This is a genomic window from Mesorhizobium sp. M0184 (assembly GCF_040322215.1).
GTDB lineage: Bacteria > Pseudomonadota > Alphaproteobacteria > Rhizobiales > Rhizobiaceae > Mesorhizobium.
Genome location: NZ_JAMYSZ010000003.1, coordinates 76,116 through 88,673 on the forward strand (window position 1 = coordinate 76,116; position 12,558 = coordinate 88,673).

A 12,558-nucleotide genomic window follows, 5' to 3' on the forward strand; every position below is an offset into this window, starting at 1 on the left:
GTCGCCGGCTGCGGTCGCTAATCTCGGATTGCAAAAAAGCTGGAGACCAGCGTATGGCGAACGACTTGTCGCCAAGGCTTTTGGAGATCGTCAATGCGCTGCCCTTGCGGCAGGGAATGCGAGTGCTGGAGATCGGCTGCGGACCGGGTGCTGCAGCGCGCGAGATCGCGCGCCGGATCGGCGGTGGGCACGTGCTGGCGATCGACCGCTCGGCCAAGGCCATCGCGCAGGCCGGGGCCGCCTCGCGCGCCGAGATTGCGGCAGGCCGGCTGAGCCTTCGCCAGGTCGCCATCGAGGATTTCGAGTTGGAGGCCGATGAGAAGCACTTCGACATTGCCGTTGCGGTGCGCGTCGGCGCGCTGGACGGGCGTCATCCCGAAGCAGGAAAAATTGCCCTGCGACGGCTCAAGGCGGCGTTGACCGCGCAAGGCCGGCTGTTCATCGACGGCGGCGATCCGCTGCGCGAAATTGCGATACATGGCTGAGCACCTCGTGCTTGGCCTCCGGAACCGAGCGTCTACGTGACCGTGAGCGGCAGAGCCGGCCTCAGCCCCGCAACCCCGGCGCCTCCTGCCCGGTGCGCTCGACATATTCGGTATAGCCGCCGCCATAGGTGTGGATCCCCTCGGGCGTCAGTTCCAGCACCCGGTTCGACAGCGCCGCCAGGAAATGGCGGTCGTGCGAGACGAACAGCATGGTTCCCTCGTACTGCGACAGTGCCGTGATCAGCATCTCCTTGGTGGCGATGTCGAGGTGGTTGGTCGGCTCGTCCAGCACCAGCAAATTGGGCGGATCGAACAGCATCAGCGCCATCACCAGCCGCGCCTTCTCGCCGCCCGACAGCACGCGGCATTTCTTCTCGATCTCGTCGCCGGAAAAGCCGAAGCAGCCGGCCAGCGCCCTGAGCGGCGCCTGGCCGGCCTGCGGAAATGCATCTTCCAGCGTCTGGAACACGGTGCGCTCGCCCTCCAGCACTTCCATGGCGTGCTGGGCGAAATAGCCCATCTTGACGCTGGGCCCGCGCGCCACCGTGCCATTGTCCGGCTCGGAAGCGCCAGCGACCAGCTTCAGCAGCGTCGACTTGCCGGCGCCGTTGACGCCCATGATGCACCAGCGCTCGCGGCGGCGCACCTGAAAATCCAATCCCTCGTAGATCGAGCGGCTGCCATAGCCCTTGTGCACGTTCTTCAGCGTCACCACGTCCTCGCCGCAGCGCGGCGCCGGCTGGAAGTCGAACGACACCTTCTGGCGGCGCTTGGGCGGCTCGACACGGTCGATCTTGTCCAGCTTCTTCACCCGGCTCTGTACCTGGGCGGCATGTGAAGCCCGCGCCTTGAAGCGCTCGATGAAGGCGATCTCCTTGGCCAGCATCGCCTGCTGGCGCTCGAACTGCGCCTGCTGCTGCCTGTCGGCAATCGCCCGCTGCTGCTGGTAGAATTCGTAGTTGCCGGAGTAGGCGGTCAGCGAACCGCCGTCGATCTCGACCACCTTGTTGACGATGCGGTTCATGAACTCGCGGTCGTGCGAGGTCATCAGCAGCGCGCCGTCATAGTTCTTCAGGAACTGCTCCAGCCAGATCAGGCTTTCGAGGTCGAGATGGTTGCTCGGCTCGTCGAGCAGCATGGCGTCGGGCCGCATCAAAAGGATCCTGGCCAGTGCCACGCGCATTTTCCAGCCGCCGGACAGTTTGCCGACGTCGCCGTCCATCATCTCCTGGCTGAAGCCGAGCCCGTCGAGCACCTCGCGGGCGCGCCCATCCAGCGCGTAGCCGTCGAGCTCCTCGAAGCGGTGCTGCGCCTCGCCGTAGCGGGCGATGATCTCGTCCATTTCACCGGCGCGATCGGGGTCGCCCATGGCGTGCTCGAGCTCGCGCATCTCGGCCGCCACTTCGCTGACCGGTCCGGCGCCGTCCATCACTTCGGCCACGGCGCTGCGGCCTTCCATGTCGCCGACATCCTGGCTGAAATAGCCGACGGTGACGCCGCGATCGACCGAGACCTGGCCTTCGTCGGGCTGCTCCTCGCCGTTGATCATGCGAAACAGCGTCGTCTTGCCGGCGCCGTTAGGCCCGACCAGCCCGACCTTCTCGCCCTTCTGCAACGCGGCGGAGGCTTCGATGAAGACGATCTGACGGCCGTTCTGCTTGCTGATGCTTTCGAGACGAATCATGGTTTTCCGGGAAAGGCCAAAGGAGCGTTCCCGCGCCAATACGCGATAGGCCGCGTCAGAGGAAGCGTGCAGTGGCGAGGCGCCCCGCGCCAAATTGTCGTCGGTGTCTCCGCAGCATGGGACCGCCAATCGGCGAACTTTGGCTGTGCCGCCACGCGGCGAAGCTTCTGGCTTTGGACGGTTAGATCGTGCAAGATCGACAGCAGAAAGTGACGTTAGATGATTGATGCCCAGCAGCTACTACCGCGCAGCAAGTACGATCTTGACGCGATCCCGGCGATCGTCGAAGCGGGCTACCCCGCGATTGCGCCGATATTGGGCGACCTGTTGGATTGGACGGCCGATAGCAATTGGCCAATAGCCGGACCGCTCGCTGATTTCCTTGTCACCTTGGGGACACCGCTGATCGATCCTATTTCGCGGGTCCTTCGGAGAGCCGACGGAACCCAAAAATGGCACTGCATTGCCTTGATCGTGCAGAGATTGCCGAAAGAGGTTCTTGGCGGCTTGGAAGAGGACTTGCGACAGTTAGCCGATCGTCCGAGTGACGATGATAGGCGAGAGGAGGCCGATGTTCTGGCGCAAGAAGCCTTGCTTCGGTTCGAACGCCAAAGTGCTGTGATCCTCTAACGTGATTTCGCCCTGCTCAGCAATGGATGGGGAACCGGCCTTGGCTCGCCCGAGTTGCGCGTCTCCAAACCGCAAATGAAGTCCGTTGTCAGCTGTTCGTAATCCTCCATGGTCGGCAGCGCCTCGTAGCTTGCAGAACCGGCGTGCTCAAATCCCCGATCTCTATCTGCGCATCGCCCGCCGGAATCGCTCGTCCAGCTGCTGGAACTCGGCAAAGAGCCCATCGCATGCCCGGCGACCCGCGCGACCATGCTGGACGAGCACCATTGGTATGTGCCTTTCGTCGAAGTCTTCACGTCGGAAAAGCTGCCCTGGGCTTCGACCGCCGCTACCCACAGTTTCGCAACGCAGCCCGACCTTGAGGGATACGCCCCTTTGATCGAGGCGTTCGCCCGCGAAGCGGCGCGGCCAACCTGACTGGTTGCCGCCCGGAAAGGCGGCGCCAGCCTCCGTGCCTCACTTCAATTCCACCCAGACCGGCGCGTGGTCGCTGGCGCCGGTCTCGCCACGCACGTCGCGGTCGATGCCCGCCGCTACCAGCCGGCGCGACAGCTTCTTGCTGAGCAAGATGTGGTCGAGTCGCAGGCCGGCATCGCGCGGCCAGCGATTGCGGCGATAGTCCCAGAATGTGTAGAGCGTCTCGTTCGGGTGCTTCTTGCGCAGCGCGTCAAGCCAGCCCTGGTCGAGCAGCCGCTGGAACGATGCGCGGCTTTCCGGCTGGACCAGCGCGTTGTCGTCATAGGAGCGGGTCGGGTAGATGTCGCGCGGCTCGGGCACGATGTTGTAGTCGCCGGCCAGCACCACCGGCAGGCCGGTGTCGAGCAACTGCGCCGCATGCGCCTCCAGCCTCTCGTGCCAGGCCAGCTTGTACCGGAATTTCGGGCCGGGCTGCGGATTGCCGTTCGGCGCGTAGAGGCAGGCGACGACGATGCCGTTGACCGCTGCCTCGATGTAGCGCGCCTGCTGGTCACTGTCGTCGCCGGGCAGCGCCTCGCGGGTCAGAACGGGTTCTGCGCCACGCGAAAGGATGGCGACGCCGTTCCAGGTCGGCTGCCCGACCCAAACTGCGCCGTAGCCGGCGGCCGCCAGCACAGTGCGCGGAAACTGCGTCTGTCTGGCCTTGAGCTCCTGCAGGCAGGCGATGTCGGGTTTGGCGGCAGCCAGCCATGCGAGCAGGTTCGGCAGCCGACTGTTGATGTTGTTGACGTTGAAGGTGGCGATCTTCATCGGCCTGCTTCAACGCACGATGCGTTCGGTCCACGCCTTCACCGCATCAGCGAGCGTCTTCAGATGATCGGCGGTGGAGAAGCCGGAGATGTTTTTGCGCGGCTTCAGATCATGGTCGCCGTCTTCCAGCCAGAAGATCTCGATCGCGTCGGACAAAGCATAGGTCGCGACCTCGTCTTTGGTCCCGAACTCGTCGCGCGTGCCCTGGAAGATCAATGTCGGCGTCTTGAGATCGGCGAGGTGCTTTGTCCGAAGCTGCGTCGGTTTCCCCGGCGGATGGAAGGGATAGCCAAGGCAGAGCAGGCCCGAGATCTCGCCCTTCGAAAACATCTCGTCGGCGATCATCGAAGCGACGCGTCCGCCCATCGACTTGCCGCCGATGATCAGCGGACCCTTCACGCCCTTCGCCCGGAGGTCGGCGATCGCCTTGACGTATTCCGGGTTAACCGTCTCGGCGCGCGGCGGCGGCTTGCGGTGGCCGTAGCGGCGAGCCGCCATGTAGTGGAATTCAAAGCGCGCAACGCGGAAGCCGGCCTCGGCCAGCGCCTTGGCGGTGGCGGTCATCGAGGCCGAGTCCATCGGCGCCCCGGCGCCGTGGGCGAGTAGGATGGTGATTGGGGCGGTGTCGGGACCGTCGAAGAGGAAGGTGGTCATGGGGACTCCAACGCTGGTGACCCCTTCTCCCCTTGTGGGAGAAGGTGGCCGAGCGAAGCTCGGTCGGATGAGGGGTGTTCCAGGGAACGCCGACGCCTCATTTCTTCCAACACCCCTCAACCGTCTCGGCGCTGCGCGCCGATCCACCTTCTCCCACAAGGGGAGAAGGAAGCGCTACTACCTCACCCCGCCGACTTCTGCGCCAGCTGCAAATCCACTAACTGTATCCCCTTGGCCGCCATGCGCGCCCATTCGGAATTGGCGTCGAGCTCGAGATAGCGCACCCAGCGACGCCGCGCCTCGGCGAGATTGCCGGCGTCGAACTCCAGCCTGGCAAGGTTGAATACCGCATCGGCATAATCAGCGTCCAATGCGATCGCCTTGAGCAAATGGCGGCGCGCCGAGGCTACCCGCCCCTCTTCGCTCATCAGCCCGGCAAGATTGAACCAGGCCTCGACGAAGCCGGGGTCGCACTTGATGGCGCGGGCATAGTCGTGCGCCGCCTCGGCCGCGTGGCCGGCGGCGCGCAGGCAGTTGGCGCGGTTGAAGGCGGCGATGGCATCGCTTGGGTCGATGGCCAGGCAGCGCTGGTAGAGCGCCGCCGCCTGCTCGTGGTCTTCAGCCCCTTCCGCCGCCTCGGCATCGGCGAACAGCTCTTCCAGCGTGTCGTCATCCTGCGTTCCCAGATCGAACAGCAGCTGGCCGTCGAGTTCGCTCTGGCCGCCCTCGAGATAGATCGCATCGGCCCGCCCATGCTGTGAGCCGACCGCGAGCGACTTGGCGGTGAGCGAGGCGACCGGGCCCGACCGGTGCACCGAGCGCGCAATCGCCCCCCATGAGGCGCCGCCGGCAACCAGCCCGGCATATTTGCGGGCGAGGATCAGGTCGCGAAAGGAATACGGTTCGCAATCATGCTCGAAGGCATCGAACAGCGACAAAAGGTCGAGATCCTCGCCGGTCAGCCGCGACTGGTCGATCAGCGACTGCCGCGACAGCGCCGAAGCCTCCGGCGCTTTCATCAGGCCGAGCAGGCGCAGGAAGCCGTTCTCGCTGACCAGCTTGCGCCCGGCCGCGCGCTCGGTGACGACGCGGCGCTCAATCTCGGCATCATCGGCCTTGGCGAGGAACGTCCGCCCGAATACAACATGGGTGGTCCGTCTGGTGACTCCGCGCCGCAATTGGGCTTGCCGGCGCGCGACCTCGCGCGCCGCCATGCGAAGCGGAAACGCCGCAAGCGCGCCGATAGTGCCGAAGATCGTGCCAGTGGGCACCGTCACCCTTTGCTCTTACCGACGGCCTGCAGCAGATTGGCCTTGAGCGGGTTTTCCTTGGCGCCGCCCTTGGCGGACTTTGCTTTGGCTGCCGGTTTCGTCGCCTCATCGGCCTTACTCTTCGACTTCGCCGGCGGCTTGGCCGATTGCGACAGGCTCGCCTTCAGCGCATCCATCAGATTGATGACATTGCCGCGCTCGGGTGCCGCCGCGATGATCGGCTTGTGGCCCTTGAGCTTCTCGCGGATCATTGTCATCAGCGCGATCTCGTAGCGGTCCTCGTAATTCTTCGGATCGAAGGTGGTTTCCTTCTGCTTGATCAGCGCCTCGGCCAATTGCAGCATTTCGGGATCGGGGTTTCCGGCCGGGATATTGCCGAAATACTCAGCCGTGGCACGCACTTCGTTCGGATTCCTCAAGGTGCAGACGAACATGCCGTTCTCGCGCGCGCCGATCGTCACCACGCGCTCGCGGCTGGACAGCACCAGGCGGGCGATCGCCAGCTTGCCGGATTTGCGCATCGCTTCGCGCAGCACGGCGAAGGTCTCCTCGGCCATTGCGCCGTCCGGCGCCAGGTAATAGGGCGCGTCCTGATAGATGACGTCGACCGAATGCTCGTCGACAAAGGCCTCTATGTTCATCGTATGGTTGGATTCGATGCGTACCGCATCGAGATCGGAGTCCTCGATGATGATGTACTGCTTGTCCTCGTATTCGTAGCCCTTGACCAGGTCCGAACGCTCGACCAGCCCGAGCTCGGGGTCGACCGGCTTCATGTTGATACGGTTGTGCGTCTTCTTGTGCAGCTGGTTGAAGCTGATGCGCTCGCTGGCGCTGGTCGCCGGATAAAGCCGGACCGGACAGCTGACCAGACTGAGCTTGAGGTAACCTTTCCAACTTGCCCTGGGCGCCATGAAATACTCCTACGCGGCCTTGTGCTGTCGAACTGTTCGCAGCGTTCATTCGTCCGGAGGACGAACGGGGCTGCCGAAATCCTACATTGCCCCTTACAATACCGGCAAATCCCTAGCGAAATCTTCCATCTCGGCTGAGGGGTCGGCGGTGGGACCCGGCGGGAAGATTAATTCAAATTTTCCGGAGCGTCGATGGAGTCTGGAGCCGCGCTCGCAGAACTTGGTTCCTCGCCCCCATGGAATGGGGGAGAGGTGGCTCGGCGAAGCCGAGACGGAGAGGGGGAATGGCGCCCCTTCGCCCACAAGAGAATCTCTTCCTCCGCCGGCGAAGACCCCTCTCCGTCCGCTACGCGGCCACCTCTCCCCGCTTTCGCGGGGCGAGGAACCCTAGTTCTGCAAAGCCCGCTTACTTGACCACCGGCAAATCCCTGGCGAAATCTTCCATGTCGGCCCAGGGATCGCCTGACGTCGCCAGCAGGCCCGGCAGCGACGAATAATTCAGATCCTGCGGAGCGTCGATGGATTCCAGATCGCTCCAGCTCACCGGCGTCGAGGCCGGCAAATTGGTGCGGGCGCGGAGCGAATAGGGAGCCGCAGAAGTGTGGCCGCGCGCATTGCGGTGATAATCGATGAAGATACGCCGCTTGCGGTTATCCTTGCCCATGGTGGTGGTGAAAGTGTCGGGCGCGGTGGCGGCAAGATGCGTCGAGATGGCGCTGGTCGCCTGGTGCAATTTCTTCCAGTTCTGCTTTTGCGTCACCGGCACTGATATGTGGATGCCGTGGCCGCCGGACGTCTTGGCGAACGGCACCAGCCCTAGCGCTTCCAGCTCGCCCTTAATGTGCACCGCCGCCTCAACCACCTCGCGCCAGGCGATCCCCTCGCCCGGGTCGAGGTCGAAAACGATCAAGTCCGGCTTGTCGAGCCGCGTGCGATGGGTGCCCCAGGTGTGGAACTCGACGACACCGAACTGCGCCAGCGCCAGATAGCCCTTGGCGTCTTCCACCGAGAGATAGGATTTGGTCTCGCCCTCCGAATTGGTGGCGTCGAAGGTCGCCACAGAGGACGGCATGCCGGTGAAGGCGTGGCGCTGGAAGAAACAGTCCTGCGGCCTGCCGGTCGGGCAGCGCACCAGCGACACCGGCCGGCCGAGAATGTGCGGCAGCATGAAATCGCCGACCAGCGCGTAATAGACGGCAATGTCGAGCTTGGTCGGGCCGGTCTTGCCGAACAGCCGTCGCGTCGGGTTGGTCACCCAGATGGTGGCGAGGTCGGCCTCGGCGATCAGCCGCTTGCGCTTGGCCGAAACCGGCGTCGACAGGCCGACGTCGCGCAGGCCGCGGAAAACGGCATGGCGCAGCGCATTGTCGGTGGTCCGGTTGGCGTAGTGGATATGCGCCGAAAGCAGCGGCCGCACCCAGTTCATCTCGCGCATGATTTCGCGGGGAACCCCTTCGGGCGCGGACGCCCCGGCGCGCAAAGGCTCCAGCCGGGCCAGCAACTCGGTGGCGGTGGCGGCATCGAAGCCGGTGCCGACCTTGCCGCGATAGTGCAATTCGCCATCCTCGAATTCGCCGAGGCCGAGTGCGGCCAGCCCCTCGGCCGCGTCGGAGACAGTGTAGCCGGCGATGACGAAGTCGCCGGTCTGAAGCGCCTTGGTCTTGGTCCAGGTCTTGGTACGGCCGCTCTGGTAGATTGCCGTGGCGCGCTTGGAGACGACACCCTCGAGCCCCATCTCGGATGCCTGGTCATAAAGTGCTTGGCCGTCTCCTTCGACATGATCGCTGAGCTGGATGGCCGAATTGGCGCCGAGACCGGACAGCAATTGCGAAAGCAGCGCCTTGCGCCGGCGGAGCGGCGCTTGTCTCAGGTCCCAGCCGTCGAGATACAGAAGATCGAAGGCGTAGAAGTGGAGCTTGTTGCCGGCGCCTTCGGCCAGCGCGTCTTGCAAAAGGGCAAAGCGGCTGATGCCCTTGGCGTCCAGCGCGACGACCTCGCCGTCGATGATCGCCTCGCGGCACGGCAGCCTGGCGAATGCAAGCGGCAGGTCGCCATAACGCTTCGTCCAGTCGAGGCCGGCGCGGGTGATCAGCCTGACTGCGCCGCTAGCGAGATGCGCCATGGTGCGGTAGCCATCGAATTTGATCTCGTGCAGCCAGACTTCGCCCGTTCGGGCCGCTGGCTCATCGCCGCCCGGCGGCTTCGGAACCTGCGTAGTCAGCTGCGGCTCGATCCGGGAAGGCGGCGGCGCCTTGACGGCGCCCGGCAAAGCGCCGGGTTTCAGCACCACCGGCCTGGCAGGTTTGGCGGCAGGCTTCGGCGTTGCCACCAGCTCCTCGATGCGGCGTCCGGATTTGACGCTTTCCGGGCGGGCTTCCAGTATGTCGAGCTTGGCGTCGGCGGCGAGATCGCGCTCCTTGAACAGCAGCCAGTTCTTCTTGCCCTCATCCTCGCCGGGCTTCGGTTTCAGCCGCGTCAGCATCCAGCCGCCATTCAGCTTTTCGCCGGCGAGGCGGAACTTGAAGGAACCGGTGCGCAGGCTCTTCTCGACATCGTCCATCGGCGCCCAGACGCCGGTGTCCCAGACGATCATCGGCCCGCCGCCATATTCGCCTTCGGGAATGACACCTTCGAAGTCGATATACTCGAGCGGATGGTCCTCGGTCTCGACCGCCAGCCGTTTGTCGGCGGGGTTGAGCGACGGGCCGCGCGGCACCGCCCAGCTCTTCAGCACGTCGCCGACCTGCAGGCGCAGATCGTAGTGATCGGCGGTGGCGTGATGCTTGTGGACAACGAAACGATTGCCCTCACCGGCAACCAGACCGCCGGCTGGTTCCGGCGTCCTCGTGAACTCGCGCTTGGCGCGATAAGCCTTGAGCTTCGAAGGAGCTGGCATGGACTAGGCGCGGGTGGTGGGCAAAAGCAACGAGCGCGGCATCAAAATCCCATCGCAGCGGCGCTCCAATGTCACGGCATGGATCCCAGGGTCTCCGCGACGTCGCTTAGCTCCTGCTCCGCCCTGGGATGACGAAGGATGGCAGGTCACGCCGCTCAATCGTCGGTGGCCGGCGTCAATTCGAGCTCGGCCGGCGACAGGCCCTGCTGCAGCTGGCTGAGCCGGAATTCGTCGACCCAATAGGCCTCGCCGTCGACCAGCACCCGCGCGCTGTAGCTGCCGGCCGAAAAACGCTGCGCAGTGATGTACACCTTGTGGCGGTCGAGCGCGTTCCGCACCGCGGCGCGCTTGGATTTCTGACTGGCGACGGAACTGGCCATGCTGGTTACTCACGCACAAGCCGCAAGGCGGCGTGCCTTAAGGATGGCCGAGAGCGTGTCGGCTGTCAATTTGGCGGTCGCTGCGAGCCGCGCGCGGTGGCGCCTCCCGCTCTGTGGAAACCGAGCCGGTGCGCTATATTGCCCTGGCGGCTTGGAACGCGATGCTGATCCGGAGAGCTTCACATGACATTGACGATGCGCAAACTCGGCAGCCAGGGGCTGCAAGTCTCGGCAATCGGTCTCGGCTGCATGGGCATGAGCCAGTCCTATGGCCCGGCCGACGAGGCGGAATCGACCGCCACGCTGCACCGCGCCATCGAACTCGGCTGCACCTTCCTCGACACTGCGGAAGTCTACGGGCCGTACGCTAACGAGGAACTGCTCGGCCGCGCGCTGAAGGGCCGGCGCGATGAGGTGACGATCGCGACGAAATTCGGCTTTCGCATCGAAAACGGCAAGCAAGTCGGCACCGAGCGCGACAGCCGGCCCGAACATATCCGCGAGGCTTTGGAAGGTTCGCTGAGGAGGCTCGCCACCGACCACGTCGACCTCCTCTATCAGCACCGCGTCGATCCGGCGGTCCAGATCGAGGATGTGGCGGGCGCTGTCGGCGAGCTGATCGCTCAGGGCAAGGTCCGCTTCTTCGGCCTCTCTGAAGCCGGCGCCGCCAATATCCGCCGGGCGCATGCCGTGCATCCGGTGTCGGCCGTGCAGAGCGAATACTCGCTATGGGAGCGCAATCTGGAACCGGAGATCATTCCGCTGCTGAAAGAGCTCGGCATCGGCCTGGTGCCGTTCTCGCCGCTCGGCCGCGGCTTTCTCACCGGCGACGTCAGGCGCGCCGAAGATTATCCGGAGGGCGATTACCGGCGCGGCGATCCGCGCTACCAGGGCGCCAACTATGACGCCAACATGCAGGCGGCGGCCACGGTACTCGACATCGCCGCCGCCAAGCGCGTCAAGCCTGGTCAGATCGCGCTGGCCTGGCTGCTCCACAAGGGGAGCGGCTTCGGCATCGACATCGTGCCGATCCCCGGCACCAAGCGCAGAAAATACCTCGAGGAGAACGTCGCCGCGGCTTCGATCAGGCTGGACCCAGCCGAGATGCAAGTGCTCGACGACGCGCTGGCGCCGGGAAAGGTCGCCGGGCCGCGCTACGGCGAGCGCACCATGGTGATGATCGATCGGTAGGTCTTGCCTGCTCCCGTTCTTGCGCAAAGCTCCGGCCTTGGCTAGCATCCGCCGGCAGGCACCGAGCGGAGGAGAACGTCGCGGTGGACCGGCTGGAGCGCCGTTGCGTCCCTTCAAACACGAGTTGGGCGCTCGAAGGACACTCCATTTTTGAATCGACGCAAGGAACCTTCCGGAAAACCCCTTCCGGTTTAGGGGTCGTGCGCTCATCTGGGAGGAGACTAAATTGATCAACAGACGTGAATTCCTGCTGTCGTCGGCGGCGATGGGCGCTTTGGCGCTGGCCGCTCCGCAACTGGCTTTTGCCCAGGACAAGCTGACCATCCTTGGTTCGGTGCCGAGCCTCGGCTTTCCGTTCTTCGTGCACATGCTGAACCAGATCAAGGCGGAAGCTCAGGCGCAAGGCGTCAACCTGATCGAGAGCGACGGCCAGAACTCGGCGCCCAAGCAGACCGCCGATATCGAGGCGGCGCTGGTGCAGAAGGTCAACGCCATCGTCATCTCGCCGCTTGACGTCAACGCGCTGGCCCCGGCCATCGAAGAAGCGGTGAAGGCCGGCGTTCCCGTCGTCACCATTGATCGCCGCGTTGAGGGCGTCGAGGGCATCCTCGCCCATGTCGGCGCCGATAACGTCAAGGGCGGCGAGGCCGAAGCGCAGGCCATGGTGGCGGCATTCCCGAACGGCGCCAAGATCTTCCATTTGCAGGGCCAGCCCGGCGCCGGCCCGGCGATCGACCGTAACAAGGGCGTGCACAACGTCCTCGATCCCATGAAGGACAAGTACCAGATCATCTTCGAGCAGACCGCCAACTTCGCCCGCGCCGAGGCGCTGTCCGTCACCGAGGCCGGCCTTGCCGCCAACGGCAAGCCCGACGCGATCATCTGCGCCAATGACGACATGGCGCTTGGCGCGGTTGAAGCCTGCGCGGCGCGCAACTTCACCGACGTCAAGATCTACGGCTTCGACGCGCTTCCCGAAGCGCTGGTCGCCGTGCGCGACGGCAAGCTGGCCGGCACGGTCGAGCAGTTCCCCGGCGAGCAGTCGCGCACCGCCGTGCAGATCGCCGTCGCCTACGCCAGGGACAAGACCGAGCCGAAGGAAAAGCTGGTGCTTTTGACACCGATCGTCATCGGCAAGGACAATCTCGACAAGGCGGAGAGGCTGGGCGAGACGAAGTAGGCGAAGCCGACGGGACAGCACCCCCCTCTGGCCTGCCGGCCATCTC

The 12,558-nt window shown here is 64.7% G+C and carries 12 protein-coding genes; 5 read left to right on the top strand and 7 right to left on the bottom strand.

Annotated elements, in window-relative coordinates; all coding sequences use genetic code 11:
- Positions 1-53: 53 nt before the first annotated feature.
- Positions 54-485 carry an SAM-dependent methyltransferase gene (locus tag NKJ23_RS05400; RefSeq protein ID WP_352453694.1) on the top strand — a complete coding sequence of 144 codons (432 nt, stop codon included), beginning with the start codon at positions 54-56 and terminating at the stop codon, positions 483-485.
- A 61-nt stretch (positions 486-546) separates the two neighbouring features.
- On the opposite strand, the gene NKJ23_RS05405 is transcribed toward NKJ23_RS05400, so the two are convergent.
- Positions 547-2,169, bottom strand: a complete 1,623-nt coding sequence (locus tag NKJ23_RS05405) for an ABC-F family ATP-binding cassette domain-containing protein (protein WP_352678869.1) — start codon at positions 2,167-2,169, stop codon at positions 547-549.
- Positions 2,170-2,388: 219 nt separating this feature from the next.
- Between NKJ23_RS05405 and NKJ23_RS05410 the strand changes: the two genes are divergently transcribed.
- Positions 2,389-2,799 carry a DUF5071 domain-containing protein gene (locus tag NKJ23_RS05410; protein WP_352678872.1) on the top strand — a complete coding sequence of 137 codons (411 nt, stop codon included), beginning with the start codon at positions 2,389-2,391 and terminating at the stop codon, positions 2,797-2,799.
- A 249-nt stretch (positions 2,800-3,048) separates the two neighbouring features.
- The gene (locus NKJ23_RS05415; RefSeq protein ID WP_352678874.1) at positions 3,049-3,216 is read left to right on the top strand and encodes a hypothetical protein; all 168 of its coding nucleotides are present in this window, start codon (positions 3,049-3,051) and stop codon (positions 3,214-3,216) included.
- A 39-nt stretch (positions 3,217-3,255) separates the two neighbouring features.
- Here the strand turns inward: NKJ23_RS05415 and NKJ23_RS05420 are convergent, their stop codons facing one another.
- The 6 genes from NKJ23_RS05420 to NKJ23_RS05445 form a co-directional block, all read right to left on the bottom strand.
- Positions 3,256-4,026 (bottom strand): exodeoxyribonuclease III, encoded by a 771-nt coding sequence (locus NKJ23_RS05420; protein ID WP_352678876.1) that lies wholly within the window; start codon positions 4,024-4,026, stop codon positions 3,256-3,258.
- Between the two features lie 9 nt (positions 4,027-4,035).
- Positions 4,036-4,680 carry an alpha/beta hydrolase family protein gene (locus tag NKJ23_RS05425; RefSeq protein WP_352638111.1) on the bottom strand — a complete coding sequence of 215 codons (645 nt, stop codon included), beginning with the start codon at positions 4,678-4,680 and terminating at the stop codon, positions 4,036-4,038.
- Positions 4,681-4,862: 182 nt separating this feature from the next.
- The gene (locus NKJ23_RS05430; protein ID WP_352679356.1) at positions 4,863-5,894 is read right to left on the bottom strand and encodes a tetratricopeptide repeat protein; all 1,032 of its coding nucleotides are present in this window, start codon (positions 5,892-5,894) and stop codon (positions 4,863-4,865) included.
- Positions 5,895-5,953: 59 nt separating this feature from the next.
- Complete coding sequence (gene ku / locus NKJ23_RS05435) at positions 5,954-6,865, bottom strand: non-homologous end joining protein Ku (protein WP_352678878.1); 912 nt, start codon at positions 6,863-6,865, stop codon at positions 5,954-5,956.
- A gap of 406 nt (positions 6,866-7,271) precedes the next feature.
- Positions 7,272-9,761 carry a DNA ligase D gene (ligD, locus tag NKJ23_RS05440; protein ID WP_352678880.1) on the bottom strand — a complete coding sequence of 830 codons (2,490 nt, stop codon included), beginning with the start codon at positions 9,759-9,761 and terminating at the stop codon, positions 7,272-7,274.
- A 155-nt stretch (positions 9,762-9,916) separates the two neighbouring features.
- The gene (locus NKJ23_RS05445) at positions 9,917-10,141 is read right to left on the bottom strand and encodes a hypothetical protein (protein ID WP_023675682.1); all 225 of its coding nucleotides are present in this window, start codon (positions 10,139-10,141) and stop codon (positions 9,917-9,919) included.
- A gap of 183 nt (positions 10,142-10,324) precedes the next feature.
- On the opposite strand from NKJ23_RS05445, the gene NKJ23_RS05450 reads away from it, so the two are divergent.
- Positions 10,325-11,332, top strand: coding sequence for an aldo/keto reductase (locus tag NKJ23_RS05450; RefSeq protein WP_352678883.1), 1,008 nt, complete (start codon positions 10,325-10,327; stop codon positions 11,330-11,332).
- A gap of 229 nt (positions 11,333-11,561) precedes the next feature.
- Positions 11,562-12,512, top strand: a complete 951-nt coding sequence (locus NKJ23_RS05455) for a substrate-binding domain-containing protein (RefSeq protein WP_352467966.1) — start codon at positions 11,562-11,564, stop codon at positions 12,510-12,512.
- The last annotated feature ends 46 nt before the right edge of the window (positions 12,513-12,558 follow it).